Source organism: Fibrella aquatilis, from assembly GCF_017353255.1.
GTDB classification, from domain to species: domain Bacteria; phylum Bacteroidota; class Bacteroidia; order Cytophagales; family Spirosomataceae; genus Fibrella; species Fibrella aquatilis.
The window spans coordinates 96,857-115,884 of record NZ_JAFMYU010000018.1 but is presented as its reverse complement, the minus strand read 5'-3'; the positions used below and the strand labels follow the sequence as shown (position 1 = coordinate 115,884).

The following is a 19,028-nucleotide window of genomic DNA, read 5'->3' as shown; positions in this document are numbered from 1 at the left end:
TTAAATACCATAAGTTATCTATTAAATAAAACAAGCTGCACAACCCTCACTTTCTGCGTCGTTAAGGATGTCCAACAAGTATGGTGATTTTACTTTTTCGGCGTTGCGTTGAGTCCTCTTAAGATACTCTTCTTTAATCGCCTGTATTCGGGCGGGCTGTATCATCTGTTCGAGGGTTTCTTCGTCATTCCATGAGTAGCCGTCTTTCTCGTAGGTCATTGCTTCGGCGAAGCGGTCGGGGTGCTGTTCGTAGAGCCAAATCCATTCGATCTTCTGCTGATAGAAGCAGAAAAAACAGCCCGACCGGCTCCGGGCGTACTGCCCCTGCTTGCCGTTGACGCTGAAATCAAGCTTTTCGTAATAGGCCGGTACGCCCACGCCGCTTTCCCGCAGCAGCCGGAAAATATCGTCGCGCACCAACACCTCGTCATTGTCGATCAGCGGAAAGGTCGGTTCCTGTGCTAACGGGTAGGCCGTTTGTTGCAGGTACGTATGCACCAACCGGTTGAACAGCCGCGTGTCGGTGTCGAGCAACAGGTTCAGCTTCTGCACCTGTGGGAAACTAAACGAGGTGGGCTTGCTCAGAATGTCGGCAAAGCGCGGGTTGCTCCCCGGCAGACCGGCAGCCGGGGCAAGTGCGGCGTGGAGGTCAGCAATCGCGGCGGCGTTGTTGTTATTCAACACCTTGCTCACCACGTCTTCGCTCCAGATATTCTTGCGGAAAGGGAAAATCGACTGAATGTTCGTCTTCTTCGAGATGTAGCCCTCGCGGTCTTCGTCGCCCCGGATACCCACATACGAGATCACCGGGTCGTTGCCTACAAACGCCTCAAAGGGGTCGAGTTTTAGTTTCTTCGTACACCACCGCGTCTGCGACGAGGGCAAATAGCCGCCGTAGAGCCGCAGGTAGTGGTCAAACGGCGTTTGTGTGCTGTTCTCGGCAGCCCGAAGCCGCTTAATCGGCTTCCCCAAATAGTTCTCCAGGTTGTCGATCAGTTGATACGTGTCTTCCAGCTCCCGGCCCGTGTCGCAGGTGTAATACTCGATATTAAGGTCAGGGTAAAGATCGCGCATGTAGATCGCCAATGCAGCACTGTCTTTGCCCCCTGAAATTCCCAGTACGTGTCTGACGTTTGTCATTTATTGAGCAGATCCTTGAGAATGTTTGTCAATGCAGCAATATTAACGACATTATCGTTGCTAAGCTGTTTGCGAAGGACTTTTTCGGCGGCTTCTACCTGCGGGCGTTTATTCCTCGGCATTCGGACCAATTGCTCGTGCAGCCCTTCCACCAACGTACCTATTTTTAGGCTAAATACCTCTTCCTGCTCCCCGTCAATGTCGGCGGGCGTTAGGTACGTTACGTTGTCAAGGTCGCGCATCATGCGCCGGAATCGGTCGTGTAACACGGCCTCGTCGGCATCGCGCAGGGTGCTCAGGGGCTTACCTACAAGGGCCTGCGAGAGCGAGTTGAGCCACGCGTTGCGGTCATCGAGTTGCGACCGCAACCGGCTCAGGAACGTGCGTTGTGGGGGTTGCAGCAGGTCGTCGGGTACGTTGGTAAACCGGTTCTGTAGGCGGGCCTGATACACAGCAAAGTCTGCCTTTTCGCCCAAAAATTCGGTCAGCAGAAACGCTTCAAACCGGCCAATCAGCCCGTCGTAGGCCGTTCGGATGTCTTGCACGGCATCTTGCAGGCCGGTAACGAAGGCCACAAAGCGGTCGGGTACGGTTTGCAGTTCGTCGGCGGTGTAGCCGAGGGCCGTTGGCAAGTCCTCAAAAAACGTCTTCTCCGGCTCCTGCGATTTCTCGATTGCCAACCGCACCGCCACGGCCTCGCGGCTCAGGCGTTTGGTGTGCTTGGCGTAGTCGGGCAAGTCGCGGTAGAACGTCAGCAAAGGCTTGATCGTCTCGATAAATGACTGATTGCTAAACCGTAGTTCGGCAGTTTGCTGAAACAAATGCCGGTATTCGTTCAACAGGTTCAACCGCAATCCATCTACCCCGAATGTCTTGATCGCATACCGTTTCGGGTCTTTCAGAATCAGCTCAAGCGTTTCCCACGACAGGTTGGGTACGTAGATACCATCTTCAAAGAAGGCATAATCGTCGCGCCGCAACAACAGGTACGTAGGCACCCAAAACTCAATTAGGCCTTGCTTTAGTTTCAGCGGGCGTTTGTTCAGCGTCTCCACAAATTCGGCCACCGACCGCCGCCCCTGCTTTGCCGAGTCGATAAAGTCACCCGATTTTTTCCACAGTGGCTCAAACGTAGAGCCGGGCGTCAGCGTCGGGGTAGTGGGTACGTAGTCGCCGGAGACGCGGTCAGTACGGAACGTGTCATACAGGCCGTTTTGGGCCAACAGCGTCAGGAAGATTGTCTTTTCGGGCGGGAACAGGTCTTTGCTAAAGCCCAAGTCCGGCTCTCCCCACTGTTCTACCATCGCTTTCAGGTAATTGCGTTTCGCCAACCCAATCGACGAAGCGTACTTGTGGCGATTCACTAGCTCGTTACGGAAGACAGGGGCTTCTTCATAAACGGCTTCGCAAACCTCCGAGAGCAGTTGATTCAGTTCGCGGGGACTTGCTACGGTTTTTGTTTCACCCTGAAATAACCACGTTACCTTTTTCGGCTCAAACAGGCCGTCCAAGATCAGGTGATTCAGCAGCTTGGTTTGGTGTTCCAAAATCTGCTCCAGTTCGCGCAGCGCCACCTTGTCTTCGTCGTGTCGCTCCATCACGAGCTTGGTCTTCTCCATCCCAAACAAGTGATCGCGGATCTCGACGGTGTGTTGATAATACACGTACAGGATTGCCTCCCGCTCACCCGCTACCTGCGCCCGGATGTCTTCGAGAGACAAGTATTCCGTGAAAATCAGGTTGATATATCCGTCAATTTCACCTTCCGGCACCTTGGCGAGGGGGCGTTCTGAAATCCAGTACTCAAACACGCGGGGCGTTCCGGTGCGGTAAGCGTCACGCTTTGCCATCACCGGCGGCAGTTGATAATACCGCTGCAAAAGCGTTGCCACGTCGCGTACCTGATCAACGTCGTTACCCGCCCGGCTCAACTCAACCTGCACGTCGAGGTCAGAGCCTTCATTCAATATGTAGCGGCCCCGGTAGTTGCGGTACTTGATGATGTTCCACGTTTCCAGTTCGCCAATGCGCTGCTCGGCATCCAGGATACCTAAACACCATTGGGCATACTGCACCAAAAACGCCTTGTCGAGCGTGGCTGAGTGGGGCATGAAAATCGCTAACAGCCCTACCGTCTTCACCAGCTTCTCATACGGCTCGGCAGCAGTACCAAACTGCCCTTCTACCTTCTCCAGCGTCATTCGAATACCCCGCCAGGCAATGTAGTCCGGGTTGGTATTGGTGCTCAGGTACGCGTAGAAGTTGAACGTCAGGTAATCAACTACGTTGGCGACGTTGTAAAATGGATTCTCCTCCGATAGTCGTATCCGGCTCAACCCTGTGTGATCGGTCGACTCCAGGAATGAAAATAACGACCGTTCGTTTTGTCCGTAGCGTTGCAGAGCCAAGGCTAATGTACTGGCACTCAGTGGATCAAGCGGCGACAGTTTAGCCGCAATGTCAGTGGCCTGTGATTTATCGAGCGACAGTGCTTTGCTACTCTGCGCCAGTTTCAGCACGGCCTTCACCTGTGCCTTTCCAGGTACCGCGCCGGCGGACCGGTTAGCGATCTCGGCGCGATTAGCGAGGTGTTCGCCCGCCAGGAATAACAACTGCTCGACCGGCTCGTTGAACGTGATTTCGCGCAGCCGACCCTTCACCTTTGTCCACTCTTTCCGTTGCGCCTCGCTCAGTTTTGAGGCGTAGGCGTCGGTATTTTGGTGGACCGTCGTAACCAAGCAGATATTGTGCTTGGTATCGTTGGCAAACTCGGCCAACCGCTGCACAAAATACAGTTCCTGTTCCGGTTCGTGCTTGACGGCATATTCCAGGAACTTACCAAACTCATCGACCACCAACATCAACAGCGGTTGCCGCGTCGGGTACTGCTTGCCGAGGTCATGGTAGCGGTCATAAATCGCTTGCAACACGTGATCCGTCTGCGTGTCTTCGGCCCCAAAGCGGTTGGCTATCGTTTCGATGATTGAGGCGTACTCACCCACCACGTTCACCACGTCAACGGCGGCGTCAGGTAGCAGGTTAACGTCGAAAAAGCGTTTGCGGTCCGGCTCGGTGGCAGCCCGCAGGCTTTGTTCCAACGCCCACAGCAACGACGATTTACCCGTGCCGTAGGCCCCAATGACGTTGAATGCCCGTTGCCCCTGCTTGAAATCATTGGCAATCTGACTCACCACCCGCATGGCGTTCGGCGTGGGGTAATAAACCAACGGGCGGTTGGCATCACGAATGATGTTGACCGACGGGGTGTACGTATTAGCGGGCATAGTAAGTAGCTAAAACGGTGGGAGGGTCGAGGCGTTTGGTAAATGACAGTTCGCGGATTCCCGCCTGATCGCTGAACACAGCGTGGTTATCGCGGTTTGCGGCAATGCGCTCCAGCTTAGCATACAACCCCGACGAATTCAGCGCAAAGACGGTCCCAACCTGAAAATCGTCTGACAGCAGCGTGTTGAAGTTGACAGACATCGAAAACGAGTCCATCTGCCTCAGCATACCGTACAGTAGCACTTCGTCGGGCAAATCAGGCCGGTCGTCGTTGATAATGCTGTAGTATTCTTCCTGCTTAGGCCGACGAAACGACTGCACAAGAGCAAGGTCGGTCAGTAGCCCTGATGAACTCTCATCACGATCTTTCTGCTGTGCCTCCGTGCGGGTGTACATCTTCGTGAAGACCTCAAAATCGGCCTTCACCGTGTTTTCGTTTGTCGATTCGCCCTGCGAGGCGGCCTGCCGGGTGGCGTAGGTGAAGAAATGCGTTTTAGTAAACTCAATCTTATCGCGCCGAAGCCCATTAAAAATCAGGTGGTAGGTAGAGGCGCGTTGGTAGCGAACGAGTTCGAAGTGCAACAGCCACAGTGAGGCTTTGTCTTCCAAGTACGGGTCCCACCCGTTAGTATCGTTGAGCAGTTTACGGGCAAGGTCGGTGGGGCGGTCGCCGTCTTTGGTCAAGCCAAAAGCCCGAAGCCAATACCGAATAGCGTTGACCATATTTTTGCCCACACCAAGCTTCATCACCGCCTCTTCGCTAGTAAACGAGTTGCCTGCCTCCAGAAAATCGAAGCCTTTCTTGAGCCATAATCCCCGGCATTGGAACGAGTCGTGGCCAGAAAAAGATAGTTTGGGCGGAGGAGGTGCTAGAAAAACCATAGGTGTTACGGGTAGATCAATTACCCAAATCTACGGCCTTTTCTGCCCCCGCGCTGGGGAATGTGCCGCCCCGTAGAGACGCAAAATCTTGCGTCTCTACACGTGCGTCAGCAATGCGCTGATTATCAAGATTTTTTCCCCTATGGGTGGTGCAAAAACCGTCCGGGTCCGTAGAGACGCAAGATTTTGCGTCTCTACACACGCGTCAGCAATACGCCTGAGTCAGCAATCAACGTGGATATTTGGACGGGTAAAATCATTTATCGGCGTACCATCCGGCGGCGTAACCATCCGGCGGACCGGTCTCTACAGGCGTCAGCCCACGCGCGTCAGCAATACAAGCACACACCTACATGAACAAACCATCCAGATTATTTTTGTCGCGCTTCCAGTTGGCGGGGTTCTGCACAATGTAGTGGCGGATGCGGGCTAATTCGTTGGCGTCGCGAACCACGCGGTCATGGAAGCGGGGTTGCCAGCCGAAATCAATGCCTTCATTAGTGGCATATTTAGTCACACCGATTTTATAACCCCGCAGGATCGAGGCGAGGTTTTTACTCTGTGGGCCAAAGGCATTTGGCTGCCAGTCGTCATAATCCGGCTTATCAATCCATAGCAGGCCATGTATATGGTTAGGCATGACCTGAAATTCGTCTAGAATGACAAACGGAAAATGATCCGGGATGGCCAGCCAACAATCAATCGCCTGCTGACCAAGGCACGTTGGGTTCAGGAAATGACCAGTTGGCCCTTCCTCAATATCGCCGAAAAAACAGGCCCGGTTACGCGTGCAGATCGTGACGAAATAGATACCATTTGACCCGTAATCATAGTCGATTAATCGCGCTGAATCGATTCGGTATATACCCCGGAAATGGGTCTCGTTGTCCATAGGGTCAACCGTTACTGAACGTCAATAGTTAGTTTTTGCAAAAACGGGGCGCGGGTGCGGAGGGTGATTACCGTCTGCTTTCCCTGTTGCGTAAATGGCACCGGCTGCTGCGCCTCGTTGCGAATGGCTTTGATGCGGAGGGTTTCCGTGGGCAGGGTGATGGTGCCGAGGGCGGGGTTGTAGACAAAAAGATGGATGGTTTTGCCCCGTTTTGTGCTCGTAAACGACCCCTCCTGTACAAAAGGGCCACCGTCGGTACCGTAGATGGCCGAGGCGTATTTTTTCACCCATTTGCCCGCCTCGCGCAGGGTCTTTTCGGCTTCGGGTTCAAAGCGGCCGTCGGGGCGGGGGCCAACGTTGATGAGGTAATTGCCGCCATCGCCAACGGTGCGGAGCAGGTCAACGACCAGTTCCTGAGCACTCATAAACGTAAACGCCGGTTTCCAGGACCATTGCGACCGGTCGAGGGTGACCCAGGCCTGCCAGGGGTAGGGCGACTTACCCAGCGCGTCGGGCTGAACAGCCTCGAAATTTGTCGTGATCCGCTCGCGCTCTTCAAAATCGCCGGCAAAGAGGTCGGCGCGCCAGGGGCCTTTGGTTTTGTGGGGCGGGGGCGGATAACGGCTTTTGTCGGTGCGGTTGTTGATGAGCAGGCTGTCGTTGAGCTTCCGCAGGTAGACATACATATGGCTCCCTACTTCGTGGGTCCAGGTGCTGTCCCAGTCGCCGTCGAACTGGATGATCTGCGTGTGGTAATCGTTGACCAACTCGCGCAACTGATTGCGGGCGTGTATCCAATAGCGGTTCAGGTTGGGGGTGTCGGCCTGCCGGGGAAACAGGTTGCCGGGGCCACCGTGCCCATAAGGCTGGTAGTCGGGATGATACCAGTCGAGGGTGGAGTTTTGGTGGTGAATACGACATACTTTACCCCAAAGTCGGTAAACAGCTTCGCCCACTCGTCGGCGTTATAACGCGTTGGGTTAAACGACTGATAATAAGCATCATAAACTGCCTTGGGCGTCTCCTTTCCGCGCGACCAGCTGATCTCGCGGCCACCAGTTACGTTTGGCCCCCAGTGGATGCTCACGCCCACCCGAGCCTGCTGAAACCGCGCCAACGCCGCCCGATTCGTGTAGATGCCGGGGTTAAGTTCACCACCGCCAATAGACTGAGCCGACACCGTCCGGGCCAGGCAGGCAAGCAACAATAAACGGTAATGCATACGATCTTTCACGTTTTACCGACGCAACATAACACCTGCGTCGACGTAGACTGTACTTTTAACCATGCGCTCTTTCGTTTTCCTGACCCTGCTCCTGACCGGTTGTCAACAGACCGCCCCAACCCTCTTCACGGCCCTCGACGCTGCCGACACCCACGTTACGTTTGCCAACACCGTTACCGAAACCGCCGACCAGAACATTCTGGCTTACGAGTACATGTATAACGGCGGCGGCGTAGCCACCGGCGATCTCAACAACGACGGCCTGGCCGACATCTATTTATCTGGCAACCAAGTCGATAACAAATTGTACCTGAATCGATCAGTCCCCAAACAGGGACCGGGCGAAACGGCGCTGGTGTTTGATGACGTGACCGAAACCGCGCACGCGGCCGGGCGGCGTGGGCACTGGAAAACGGGCGTAACCATGGCCGACGTGAATGCCGATGGCTGGCTGGATATCTACGTCTGCTATTCGGCGCTCAGCGACCCGGCAGCACGAGCTAACCAGCTGTTTATCAACAACTGCCGAAAGCCCGGCGATGTGCCCACCTTCACCGAACGCGCTGCCGAATACGGCCTCGACGCCCCCGGCACGTTTTCTACGCAGGCCAGCTTTTTCGACTACGACCGCGACGGTGATCTGGATATGTTTCTGGTCAACCACGGCAACATGTTCTATTCGCCGTTTTTCAACACCCACAAACTCCGCAACCAGCGTCATCCGTATTTTGGGAATCGGTTGTATAGGAACGAAGGGGGGCACTTCACTGACGTCTCCGACGAGGCGGGCATTCACGGGGGCGGTATCAACTTCGGGCTGGGAGTGGCGGTGAGCGACCTGACCGGCGACGGGTGGCCCGACCTGTATGTGGGCAACGACTACGAAGAGCAGGACTATTTCTACGTCAACGATGAGCACGGCCACTTCATCGAGGCCACGAAATCGGCCTTTGCGCACCTCTCGCGCAACACCATGGGCATCGACGTGGCCGACGTAAACAACGACGGCCTGCCCGATATCGTCACCACCGACATGCTCCCCGCCTCGTGGGAACGCCAGAAATTGCTGAAAGGCCCCGACGAATACGACCGCGTGCAACTCATGGTCGACAGCGGCTTCGGCTACCAGCACATGCGGAATATGTTGCAACTAAACAGGGGAGACAAGAGCAGAGAGCGTAGAGCAGAGAGCCAGGGGATAGCTAACTCCACGCTCTCTGCCCCTAGCTCTCAGCCCCACGCCCTTCGCTCTTCGCTCTCCGCGCCTTCTTTCTCCGAAACGGGGCAGCTATCGGGCATATCGAACACGGACTGGAGCTGGTCGGCGCTGCTGGCCGATTTTGATAACGACGGGCGGAAAGACCTGTACATCACCAACGGTATTCCGCGCGATTTCACGAGCCTCGATTTCCTGAAATACGATGTCGAAACGGCCAAAGAGCAGGCCATGGCGCAGGGGAAAGCAGTGGCTACCGACGCCGACAGGATGAAAAACCTGCCGACCGCCGACCTCATTGCCAAACTCCCCGCCACCCCCACCGACAACGTAGCTTTCCACAACCGCGACGGCCTTCATTTCGACGACGTTACCCAGCGTTGGGGCCTGGCCGAAGGGATGGTATCGACCGGGGCGGCCTACGCTGATCTGGACAACGACGGCGACCTGGACCTGGTGATCAACAACACCAACGCCCCAGCAGCTATCTACCAGAATAATGCTGCTCAACAGTTTGCTAATCAGCACCTTACCATCCGGCTGGCGGGCGAAGGCGGCAACCGTTTTGGGGTGGGCGCACTGGTCACGGTTACGCGGGGTAGTCTGCAACAAACTCAAGAACTCATACCCACGCGGGGCTTCCAGTCGGCCGTGGCACCGGTGCTGACGGTGGGGCTTGGCGCGGGTAAGGAACCTGTTCAGGTGAACGTGCGCTGGCCCGACGGACGGGTGAGCGTAATGCCAAACGTAGCACCCAATACGATCCTCACGGTACAACAGTCGGAGGCAATTTCGCCCGAAAAAACCTCATCGGTGGCCCAGAATAGCCTTTTTGGGCCACCAGACGATGCGGGCATTTCGTTTGTTCACCACGAAAACCCCTACGTCGATTTCAAGCAGGAGCCGCTCATTCCGTACCAGCTGTCGCGGCAGGGTCCCGCCCTGTCTAGCGCCGACGTGAACGGCGACGGCCTGACCGACCTGTTTGTGGGCGGGGCCACGGGGCAACCGTCGCAGCTGTTTTGGCAACAGGGCAACGGTCAGTTTTCGCCCGCACCGCCCAGCACATTACCCGCCGTAGAAACCGGTATGAACCCACCCGCCGACGCCGTGGCCGCCCTCTTTTTCGATGCCGACGGCGATCATGATGCCGACCTGTATGTGGTGCGCGGCGGCAACGAATATGCCCCCGGTTCACCGGCCTATCAGGACCAACTGTGGCTCAACAACGGCGGTCGGTTTACGTTGGCCCCTGCTGGCACGCTACCCGCCGAAACCAGCCCCGGCAGTTGCGTGGTGGCGGCAGATTATGATGCCGACGGCGACCTCGATCTGTTTGTGGGCGGGCGGGGCGTACCGGGGCAGTTTTCGGTGGCAGCCCCCTCCTACCTGCTCAAAAACGACGGACAGGCGGGCGGCAGGCCCCATTTTTCGATAGCGCAAACCCTTACGCCGGGCATGGTGACGGGCGCTACCTGGACCGACCTTGATCAGGACCGCCGCCCCGACCTGCTGCTGGTGGGCGACTGGATGCCGGTAAAGCTGTTTCGGAACAAAGCGGGCAAACTCACCGAAGCCGATGCCCAAACAGCGGGGCTGGCGCAGACCGGGGGCCTCTGGACGTGCATTGTGCCCCATGACCTCGACGGCGATGGCGACGTGGATTTTCTGCTTGGCAACCTCGGCGAAAACGTGCAGTGGAAAGCCCGCGGCGACACCACCCTCACGCTCTTGTCGGCCGACTTCAACCAGGATGGTCGCGTAGACCCCATCATGTGCCAGCGCATTGGCGGCACTCATATTCCCCTCGCCTCGCGCGACGAACTGCTCGATCAGATCAATGGCCTCCGCAAGCGGTACGTCCGCTATGCCGACTACGCCAAAGCCACCGCAGAGACCATGTTCGATGCCGACGCGCTGGCCAACGCGCGGGAACTGACCGTCAATACCCTCAGCAGTTGCCTATTAGAGAATCTAGGCAGCGGAAAATTTCGGCTGCGTGCCCTACCTGCCGAGGCGCAACTGTCTACTGTTCAGGGCTTTATAATACAGGATTTCACCCACGACGGTACCCCCGATATTCTGCTGGCAGGCAACTATTACCCCCTTCGCGCGCAGCAGGGCCGCTGCGATGCCGGACGGGGATTGCTACTTACGGGACGGGGCAAAGGTCAATTCGTACCCATGCCGGGCCAGCAAAGCGGCCTCTTCCTCACCGGCGATCTGCGGCGGCTATTGGCCCTACCCACCCGTGCAGGCACATTGGTGGTTGGCGCCTGCAACAACGGCCCGGTGGTGGGGCAGGTTAATGTACAATGAATAATGTACAATGGCTTGCACACGAGCATTACGCGTACGCAGACCATTGTACATTGTACATTATTCATTGTGCATTGCCCTACCTCCCAATCACCCGACTCGCCACACCTTCTTTGGTGATTTTGACGGGTTGAATCTGGCCCTTTTCATCGAAATACATCCGGTCGATGCAGGTTTCGCGATGATTGCCGTCGGTTTCGGTGAGGGGGCGGCGGTGGTAGACAATGTACCATTCATCGGTACCAGGAACGTTGATGACCGAGTGATGCCCCGCGCCGGTAGCCACGGTGGGGTCCTGCTGCAAAATTTTACCCACCCGGCGAAACGGCCCAAACGGCGAATCGGCTACGGCATAGGCTACTGAATAATTCGGGCCTGTCCAGCCTCCTTCCGACCACATGAAGTAATACTGCCCATTCCTGATGAACATAGTCGGCCCTTCTACGTAGTTCTGAGGGGTTATCTCGCGGAACGTGGTGCCGTTGCCGAAGGGAATGAACCCGGTATAGTCGGGTTTGAGCTGCGCGATGTTACAATGGCCCCAGCCGCCGTAGATGAGGTATTCTTTGCCGTCTTTGTCCCGAAAAACAAACTGGTCGATAGGCTGCGCTTTGTTATGAATCTGGCCGATGAGTGGCTTGCCCAACAAGTCTTTAAATGGCCCGGCGGGCGAGTTGGCTACGGCTACGCCAATGCCACCCACCTCACCTTCATGCACATCGTTGGCCCCGAAAAAGAGGTAGTACTTGCCCTTTTTCTCCACCACGGCAGGTGCCCACAAGGCCTTCTTCGCCCATTTGATACTCGTGGTATCCACAATGCGCGGGTGCTTCGTCCAGGTAATCAGATCATTCGACGAGAACGCGTCCATGAATGTCTGCTTCTCATACTTGTCCGAATAGGTGGGGTATATCCAGTAGGTCTTGCCAAAAATGATGGCCTCCGGGTCGGCATACCAACCGGGGAAAATCGGATTTCCAGACGTGTTTTGGGCCGTCTGAGCCGTGGCCACCGTGGTTACTAACAGGCAGAGAAGAATAACGTGGAGTCTGGCGCGGTTGGTCATAAGGCAGGTTATATTAATTACGTGGTGCTCTGGTTTCCACTTGTATTAAAAGAGGATGTTGCTCGCAGCTTCGTCGTTCAATACATCTACTGGCTAAAACCCAATCTTGCCTTTGCGGGTGCTGTTGCTGCTTTGCTCACCGGCCCAATCGCGCATTTGGGTGAGTTCTTTCTCGAAACCGCCAGAGAGGATCGGGAAGCGCATCCAGGTGCGGGGGTCCAGGCTGTGGTCGTCGAGGTGGAAGCTGGGGGCGTAACGTTCGCGCTTCCACTGGTTGCGGCTCCAGAGCTTGAAAAACCGCTCGATCCAGATCAGCAGCTTGTCGCGGTCGTGAGTACCGGTGAAGCGTACTTCCATCAGCTTCAGCACATCAAGAGGTGGCTTTTTGTCGCGGATGGCGGCGTTCTCGATCTCGTTGAGCACGTCGTAGGGCATCAGATCGTCCTCGTCGGTTTGGTTGCGTTCCAGGGGGCGGAGTTCGGCAGTGGGTTGCAGGTTGTTTACCCGGTGCAGGCCCGTAAGTTTGATTCGGTCCTCAGAACTAGGCGTGTTAACCACATTGAGGCCCTCGTTTTCCAGCCAGCGGAGCCACTGCCGCAAAAAGTGTTTGTCGATGCCCGTAATGGGCGAAATACTGCCCGCCGTGTCGCCGTCCATGGTGGCGTAGCCTACGGCGGCCTCCGAGCGGTTGGATGTACTCAGCAACAAGGCATTTTTCAGGTTGGCCAGCATCCAGATGCCCGGCGCCCGCACCCGCGCCTGAATGTTTTGCAGGGCCAGGTCGTCGGTATCCCACGACAGTTCGCGGCCCAGTTGCGCCTCGATCAGGCCCCGGTAGGTACCCACTAGTCCGTCGATGTCTATGTTCATAAACGTGGCCCCGATGCTCTCAGCAAGCTCTTTGGCCGAATTGAACGTGTCGTCCGACGAGTTTTGGGTGCCCTGATACATGGTGGTCAGCAGCTTACCCACCATGGCTTCGGCGCTATCGCAGTCCTGCACGGCGGTCAGGTAATGCAGCTTTTTCTTCACTCCGTCCAGCCCGATATTCTCCACCGCCATCCGCACCATAAGGTACACCGTGGCCGCAATTGCCGACGAATCGGCGCCACCTGACAGGCTTAGCACATACCCCTGCGACCGGCTTTTCCGCAGATAGTCGAACAGGCCGAGAGCCACGGCGCGGGCAAATTCTTCTTCTTTGATGAAGCCGAACCGCTCCCACGGCTCCAGTTCGGCAGTCTGATAAACGGGCGAAATCTCGGGCCAGTCGAAGCGGTCGGTCACGCGCAGGTTGGGCAGGGCAAAAGCCAGGTTCACCCGGTTTTGGGTCTGGTTGAGCCGTGTCTGCTCCACATCCACGGTGGCCGACACGATATGCATGTCTTCGTAGCTCAGGCGGGGACCCGATACCAGCAGTTCACCGTTGGAGGCCACCATGGCGTCGCCGTCGTAGATGGCTCGGCCTGCCTCGTTGCCCAACAGGTTTGAGTACACATAGCTGATACCGAACGACCGCGAGGCGTCGATCACGAATCGTTCGCGTACCACCGACTTACCAAAGGCGAAGTGGCTGGCCGTCGGGTTCAGAATAATGTCGATGCCCCGTTCATACAGCGCCCGCCCCGGTCGGCCCGCTACCCAGGCATCTTCGCAGATTTCAAACCCGATACGGATACCGCTCAGATCGAACACCAGATCGCCAATGGGGTAGCTGAATTCGCCGACTTTAATCTCATCGCGCACGCCGAGGGTCCAGGGCTGAAACCAGCGCGTTTCGTAGTGAATGCCGTTGTTGGCCAGGTACTGTTTTACCGGGAAGCCGATGATGCGTTTGTTGGCCATAAGGCAGGCCACGTCGTAGGTGCGGTTGTTATAGCGCAGCGGCAGGCCCACCGCCACCACGATGCCGGCGGTATGATCAACGATTTCCAGCAGCGACGCAACAGACTGATCTATTGTGTTTTGCGCGAAGAACATATCGTCGCAATTGTAGCCGGAGATGCAGAGTTCGGGCAAACAGAGGAGGCTGACGCCCTGTTCACGAGCCGCGTCGATGGCCGCAATAATATTCTGCCGGTTATGGTCCCAGGCCAAGGGGGTCTGGTTGAGCACACCAGCAGCTACTTTAATCAGTTTCATTCAGTGATAGAGTGATAGCGCGAACGAGTGAAAGAACAAAAGGTGAAGGAACACCCGATGCACTCATTTATGCCTGTTTACAGGGGTAACAACGATGGCGCTGGAAAGGATTTAGCCGAAATGCCTCTTCACTAGCCCCTTTCCAGTTTTCAGCTAAGCTGTTCACAAAAAAATAATAAACAAAACAGCCATACAGTCTATTTAGCCACTAGTCTTTAACTACAACAAACCACAGTCATGACTTCACAAGCATCAGACGCATCGGCCCTAACCGACCAAACCGTACAAGCCCTCAGCGGCAACCCAGCCAGCGTTTCACCCACCGACGGTGCCTCGCTGATCGACAGCTGGATTAGCAGCCTGGGTGACAGCCCAATAGCCAGCGATTTATCATCGCTGAAAAGCGCGTTGCAGAGCAGCAGCCCCGACAGCCAGGAGATCTCGTCACTGTTGATGAGCCTCTCGCAGCAAACGTCGGCGGCGGCTTCACAGGCGGGCGGTGGCGCTCAGGGTTCGCTGCAACAACTTGCATCGGCTCTCGAAAGCTTCGGCAAACAAATTCAATAGTACCCAGCCAGCGTACTGCTTTTCAGTATACCGTTGGCTATCTGAAGCCCCGCCCACCCGGCGGGGCTTCTTTTTTGCCCAAAAACGCAATATCAGAGCCGCAACAGCGCGGGCAGGTCGCGCACCACCAAGCCCGCGTGGGTCGATTCGGTGGTGCCCGTGACCAGCACCGTGGCCATGCCCAGGGCTTCGGCGCCCAGAATGTCGCGCTCCAGGCTGTCGCCCACAAACAGGGTGCGGGCGGGGTCTGCGCTTAATTCGCGGAGGCTTATCTCAAACAGTTTGGGCGACGGCTTAATAATGCTGTAGTCGGACGAAAACACGAGTGAATCAAAAAGGTGCAGGATGCCGTTAGCCCGAAAGGCCTCGACAAAGGGCGTTTTTTCTGACCATAGGTTGCTCACCAGACCAAGCCGGTGGGTAGTGGCCAGGGTGCGCAGGGCGCGGCAGTGGCCGTCGGGAATGCGGCCCATTTCGTGATAGGCAAATACGTCATGCAGGCAGTCAAGGTCGACCTGTGGCAGGTCTAGGTCAGTCAGGCTGTCGGCAATATAGACGGGGGCCGGGCGGAAACTTTCGTAATAGGCCGGGTCGCCGTAGTGGGTGTTCATGGTGTGGTAGGTATGCTCGATTACCCGCTGTACATCGTCGTCAAGGTGGTAAGTACCACCCAGTTGGCGGTACGTTTGGGCGTAATCCTGAGGGTCGGAAAAGCGGTTCCCACCAAACATGAGGGTATCCATCAGGTCTAGTAGAACCAGGTCATACTGATCAACCAATCGGCTTGGAGTGTGCATAGCTAAGCAACGGCAATGGGCGGTTAGATGTTGGTAAACGGGCAAAATAGTCAGGAATTTGACAAGAGCGATTGCTCTGAAAAGAATCACCTTGCAAACAGTACTTTTCTTGATTATCAACCAGTTAACTCATAAGCCGAAGGCATTTTACGAGATACCTTTTACTTTTTTATTGACAAGATCAACAAAACCTAGTTAAATTGGTCTGATAATTGAGGGGCCGCTACTACCAGCCACCCTATCCACGGTCTATTTGCCCTAACCCTACCACCTAGTTATGCAGAAACTTAGTCTTAGCCAGTCGCTACAACAGAAGTTGTCGCCGCAGCAGATCCAGTTCATCAAGCTTCTGCAGATTCCCACGGCCGAACTCGAAAATCGGATCGAAGAAGAGCTTGAAATCAATCCGGCGCTGGAAGAAGGCATGGACGAAGAGTTCGAGACAAAAGACGAGTACGACGATGATTTCGACGACAAAGACGATTTCAGCGAGCGTAACGACGACATCGACATCGACACCTACCTGGCCAATGATGAGTTTGCGGGCTACAAAATGCAGGGCGACGGCTTTGCCGAAGAAGACCGCGAAATGCCCCTGGCGATGGGGTCTAGCCTGATCGACTCGCTCATGCAGCAGTTTGGCTACCTCCGCCTTACCGACGAGCAGCGCATTATTGGCCTTCAGTTGCTAGGCAGCATTGAAAGCGACGGTTACATCCGCCGGTCGATGCAGGCCATCGTCAACGACCTGGCCTTCTCGCAGAACGTGTTTGTCGACGCCGACGAGATCGAGGCCGTATTGCACAAAATTCAAACCTTCGACCCGCCCGGCATTGCCGCCCGCGACTTGCAGGAGTGCCTGCTGCTGCAACTGCGGCGCAAAGATACCGCCGACGCCTGCGTACAACTGGCCATCCGAATCATCGAAGAGTTTTTTGACGAGTTTTCAAAAAAGCACTACGAAAAAATTCAGCGGCGGCTCAACGTGAGCGACGAATCGCTGAAAAAGGTGGTGCAGATCATTATCAAGCTCAACCCTAAGCCCGGCTCGGTGGAAGGCGATGACAACGCCGCCCCCTATCTGACGCCTGACTTCCTGCTCTCGAACGTGGGCGGTAAGCTGGAATTGACCCTCAACTCGCGCAATGCCCCCGAACTGCGCATCAGCCGGTCGTTTGCTGACATGCTCGATACCTACGACAAGAGCAACAAAACCAACCGGGCGTTGAAAGAAACGGTCAGTTTTGTGAAGCAAAAGCTCGACGCGGCCAAGTGGTTTATCGACGCCATCAAGCAGCGGCAGCAGACCCTGCTCCGCACCATGAACGCCATTGTCCAGTATCAGTACGACTTTTTCCTCACCGGCGACGAGACCAAGCTGCGGCCCATGATCCTGAAAGACATTGCCCAGATGATCGATATGGACGTCTCGACGATATCGCGGGTGGCTAACAGCAAGGCCGTACAGACCGAATTCGGCATTTATCCCCTCAAATATTTCTTCTCGGAAGGTATCGCCACCGACTCTGGCGAGGACGTCAGCAGCCGCGAGGTAAAGAACATCCTGAAAGAGATGATCGACGGGGAAACCAAAGTCAACCCCCTCTCCGACGACAAGCTGGAGAAGATGCTCAACGACAAAGGCTACAACATTGCCCGCCGCACCGTGGCCAAATACCGCGAGCAACTCAACATCCCCGTAGCCCGGCTGCGGAAGCAGTTGTAATTAAGAATTAAGAATCGGTCCGCCGATGCGGCAGAATTAAGAATGAACAATGGCTGACAGTGCCGGTTATTTTTACATTCTTAATTCTTAATTCTTAATTCCCCTTTTGCACCCCCGCCTCGCTCAATTCCTTTCCGTTGTCTGCCATCCGTTGCTGATGCCGACGTACTTGTTTGGCCTGCTGATGTACGTCACGCCGGTTCGGCTCAATGTCGATACGTATTCGGTGAAGGCGCAGGCAAGCATACTGCTGCTGCTGTTTATCGGCACGTTTATGGTACCCAGCATGGTCATCTACTACCTCTACCGCACCGGTCGCCTGGCCGACATGACCATGCCCGAGCGCACCGACCGCAAATGGCCGATGCTGCTCACGGGCCTGATTTATACCGTAGTTACGTACCTGTTTGCCTTTCGGATGAACCTCCTTTCCGACACTTCGCCTCAACTGGCCGTGGTGCTGGGGGCCATTACGCTGTCTATTCTGCTGGTGGCCATTATCAGCCTGTACTGGAAAATCAGTGCCCATACCGTGGGCATTGGCGGGGTGTTAGGCGTGGTGCTGGCCCTGATGGCCAAATACGGCGACACTGATCTGTTTGTGCCTCTTGTAGGCCTGCTGGCACTGAGCGGGCTGGTGGCCACGGCGCGGCTGCAACTCAACGCCCACACGCTGGGCCAGGTGCTGGCGGGCTGGGGCCTGGGCGTGTTGGTGAGCAGCCTGGCCGTGTTTGGGCTTATTTAAGTATATTTACGGAGAGCGCTAACCAGCATTGGGCTTTTCCCGGGCGAATCGGCAGTGCTTAATCCCATGCAAAAACCAAACCGCCCAACCAGCCTGGTAGACTGGTTGAGTGACCGGTACAACACCGTGTTTAGCGACAATGCCGTTGGCCGGGTAGAATTGTTTATTATCAATATGGCCCTAGTGGGCTTTGTGCTACACCTGCTGCTGATCTTTCTGGCAAAACACGCGCTGCTCGGTCCGTACTTTTCGCCACAGATTCCCTCCAGCTACCTCCAGACGATCTATACGCCGTTCAGTATTTTTCTGTTCTATGAAGTGCTGACACTGGTGCTTATTCTACCCAAAAGCATTGCCAGCTTCATAGGCAAGCAGTTTGAGATCATGACGCTGATCACGATTCGAAGTTTTTTTCACGATATCGCCGACTACGACCTCGACAAACCAGATCTCTATACCATCGAGTTCCTCGGCGACATTGGCCTTGATCTCTTCGGGTCGCTCCTCTTATTTTTTCTGACGATTGTTTACTACCGGCTCTTTGCCCGTACCAGGCGCGTCGCCACCACCGATGCTGCCGAAACACACGCCAAACGCAATCAATTTATTCAGGTAAAAAAAGCGGCGGCGTTCCTGCTCTGCCTGCTGCTACTGGTGCAATCAGTAATTAGTCTGGTGGGTTGGTCTGTTGAATTGTTTGGTGCTATCCAGGCGGGCGGACATCTACCCAACCCTAATGCTGTGTTTTACAAGGAATTTTTCAGCGTGATGATCTTCGTCGACGTATTTCTACTGATCTTTTCGTTCATCTACGCCAACTCCTACGATGTCCTGTTCCGAAACGCCGGGTTTGTTATCTCCACTATCCTGGTTCGCATTTCGCTGACGGCTCAGAAACCATTTACCGTTTATTTCGCCCTCACAGCAGTGCTTTTCGGCGTGCTGCTAATGGCCCTGTCTATTTTCTATAACCAGAAAACGGCCACCAAACCCACCGTTACCGTGGCTGATGAAGGCGTATAACGG

General features: G+C 55.6%; 12 protein-coding genes and 1 pseudogene. 5 read left to right on the top strand and 8 right to left on the bottom strand.

Annotated elements, in window-relative coordinates:
* Nucleotides 1-21: 21 nt before the first annotated feature.
* The 5 genes and pseudogenes from J2I48_RS19930 to J2I48_RS19910 form a co-directional block, all read right to left on the bottom strand.
* Complete coding sequence (locus J2I48_RS19930; RefSeq protein ID WP_207337247.1) at nucleotides 22-1,140, bottom strand: phosphoadenosine phosphosulfate reductase family protein; 1,119 nt, start codon at nucleotides 1,138-1,140, stop codon at nucleotides 22-24.
* Nucleotides 1,137-4,424, bottom strand: a complete 3,288-nt coding sequence (locus tag J2I48_RS19925) for a hypothetical protein (protein WP_207337246.1) — start codon at nucleotides 4,422-4,424, stop codon at nucleotides 1,137-1,139. The genes J2I48_RS19930 and J2I48_RS19925 overlap by 4 nt, the downstream gene beginning before the upstream one ends.
* Nucleotides 4,414-5,307 carry a DUF4007 family protein gene (locus tag J2I48_RS19920; protein WP_207337245.1) on the bottom strand — a complete coding sequence of 298 codons (894 nt, stop codon included), beginning with the start codon at nucleotides 5,305-5,307 and terminating at the stop codon, nucleotides 4,414-4,416. Before J2I48_RS19920 ends, J2I48_RS19925 begins: the two co-directional genes overlap by 11 nt.
* 349 nt (nucleotides 5,308-5,656) lie before the next feature.
* A complete protein-coding gene (locus J2I48_RS19915) occupies nucleotides 5,657-6,199 on the bottom strand; it encodes a transposase (protein ID WP_207337244.1) in 543 nt (180 codons plus the stop codon).
* An 11-nt stretch (nucleotides 6,200-6,210) separates the two neighbouring features.
* Nucleotides 6,211-7,421: pseudogene (locus J2I48_RS19910) on the bottom strand (alpha-L-fucosidase).
* A gap of 64 nt (nucleotides 7,422-7,485) precedes the next feature.
* Between J2I48_RS19910 and J2I48_RS19905 the strand changes: the two are divergent.
* Nucleotides 7,486-10,959, top strand: a complete 3,474-nt coding sequence (locus J2I48_RS19905) for a VCBS repeat-containing protein (protein WP_207337242.1) — start codon at nucleotides 7,486-7,488, stop codon at nucleotides 10,957-10,959.
* Nucleotides 10,960-11,038: 79 nt separating this feature from the next.
* Here the strand turns inward: J2I48_RS19905 and J2I48_RS19900 are convergent, their stop codons facing one another.
* Nucleotides 11,039-12,025 (bottom strand): glycoside hydrolase family 43 protein, encoded by a 987-nt coding sequence (locus J2I48_RS19900; protein ID WP_207337241.1) that lies wholly within the window; start codon nucleotides 12,023-12,025, stop codon nucleotides 11,039-11,041.
* Nucleotides 12,026-12,118: 93 nt separating this feature from the next.
* On the bottom strand, nucleotides 12,119-14,167 hold the full coding sequence (gene nadE / locus J2I48_RS19895) for an NAD(+) synthase (protein ID WP_207337240.1): 2,049 nt from the start codon (nucleotides 14,165-14,167) through the stop codon (nucleotides 12,119-12,121).
* Between the two features lie 237 nt (nucleotides 14,168-14,404).
* On the opposite strand from nadE, the gene J2I48_RS19890 reads away from it, so the two are divergent.
* Nucleotides 14,405-14,734: a hypothetical protein gene (locus tag J2I48_RS19890; RefSeq protein WP_207337239.1), complete on the top strand. Its 330-nt coding sequence runs from the start codon at nucleotides 14,405-14,407 to the stop codon at nucleotides 14,732-14,734.
* A gap of 92 nt (nucleotides 14,735-14,826) precedes the next feature.
* Here J2I48_RS19890 and J2I48_RS19885 read toward each other — a convergent pair whose 3' ends face one another.
* A complete protein-coding gene (locus J2I48_RS19885) occupies nucleotides 14,827-15,531 on the bottom strand; it encodes an HAD family hydrolase (RefSeq protein ID WP_207337238.1) in 705 nt (234 codons plus the stop codon).
* A 277-nt stretch (nucleotides 15,532-15,808) separates the two neighbouring features.
* Here J2I48_RS19885 and rpoN point away from each other — a divergent pair, with 277 nt between their 5' ends.
* The 3 genes from rpoN (at nucleotide 15,809) to J2I48_RS19870 (ending at nucleotide 19,025) form a co-directional block, all read left to right on the top strand.
* Nucleotides 15,809-17,257, top strand: coding sequence for an RNA polymerase factor sigma-54 (gene rpoN, locus J2I48_RS19880; RefSeq protein WP_207337237.1), 1,449 nt, complete (start codon nucleotides 15,809-15,811; stop codon nucleotides 17,255-17,257).
* Between the two features lie 106 nt (nucleotides 17,258-17,363).
* The gene (locus J2I48_RS19875; RefSeq protein WP_229376551.1) at nucleotides 17,364-18,002 is read left to right on the top strand and encodes a phosphatase PAP2 family protein; all 639 of its coding nucleotides are present in this window, start codon (nucleotides 17,364-17,366) and stop codon (nucleotides 18,000-18,002) included.
* A gap of 66 nt (nucleotides 18,003-18,068) precedes the next feature.
* Nucleotides 18,069-19,025: a hypothetical protein gene (locus J2I48_RS19870; RefSeq protein ID WP_207337236.1), complete on the top strand. Its 957-nt coding sequence runs from the start codon at nucleotides 18,069-18,071 to the stop codon at nucleotides 19,023-19,025.
* Nucleotides 19,026-19,028 lie beyond the last annotated feature (3 nt).

Bases quoted from the DNA above. Each gene is read 5' to 3' on its own strand.
- J2I48_RS19930 (WP_207337247.1), bottom strand. From the start codon at position 1,140: ATGACAAACGTCAGACACGTACTGGGAATTTCAGGGGGCAAAGACAGT.
- J2I48_RS19925 (WP_207337246.1), bottom strand. From the start codon at position 4,424: ATGCCCGCTAATACGTACACCCCGTCGGTCAACATCATTCGTGATGCC.
- J2I48_RS19920 (WP_207337245.1), bottom strand. From the start codon at position 5,307: ATGGTTTTTCTAGCACCTCCTCCGCCCAAACTATCTTTTTCTGGCCAC.
- J2I48_RS19915 (WP_207337244.1), bottom strand. From the start codon at position 6,199: ATGGACAACGAGACCCATTTCCGGGGTATATACCGAATCGATTCAGCG.
- J2I48_RS19905 (WP_207337242.1), top strand. From the start codon at position 7,486: ATGCGCTCTTTCGTTTTCCTGACCCTGCTCCTGACCGGTTGTCAACAG.
- J2I48_RS19900 (WP_207337241.1), bottom strand. From the start codon at position 12,025: ATGACCAACCGCGCCAGACTCCACGTTATTCTTCTCTGCCTGTTAGTA.
- nadE (WP_207337240.1), bottom strand. From the start codon at position 14,167: ATGAAACTGATTAAAGTAGCTGCTGGTGTGCTCAACCAGACCCCCTTG.
- J2I48_RS19890 (WP_207337239.1), top strand. From the start codon at position 14,405: ATGACTTCACAAGCATCAGACGCATCGGCCCTAACCGACCAAACCGTA.
- J2I48_RS19885 (WP_207337238.1), bottom strand. From the start codon at position 15,531: ATGCACACTCCAAGCCGATTGGTTGATCAGTATGACCTGGTTCTACTA.
- rpoN (WP_207337237.1), top strand. From the start codon at position 15,809: ATGCAGAAACTTAGTCTTAGCCAGTCGCTACAACAGAAGTTGTCGCCG.
- J2I48_RS19870 (WP_207337236.1), top strand. From the start codon at position 18,069: ATGCAAAAACCAAACCGCCCAACCAGCCTGGTAGACTGGTTGAGTGAC.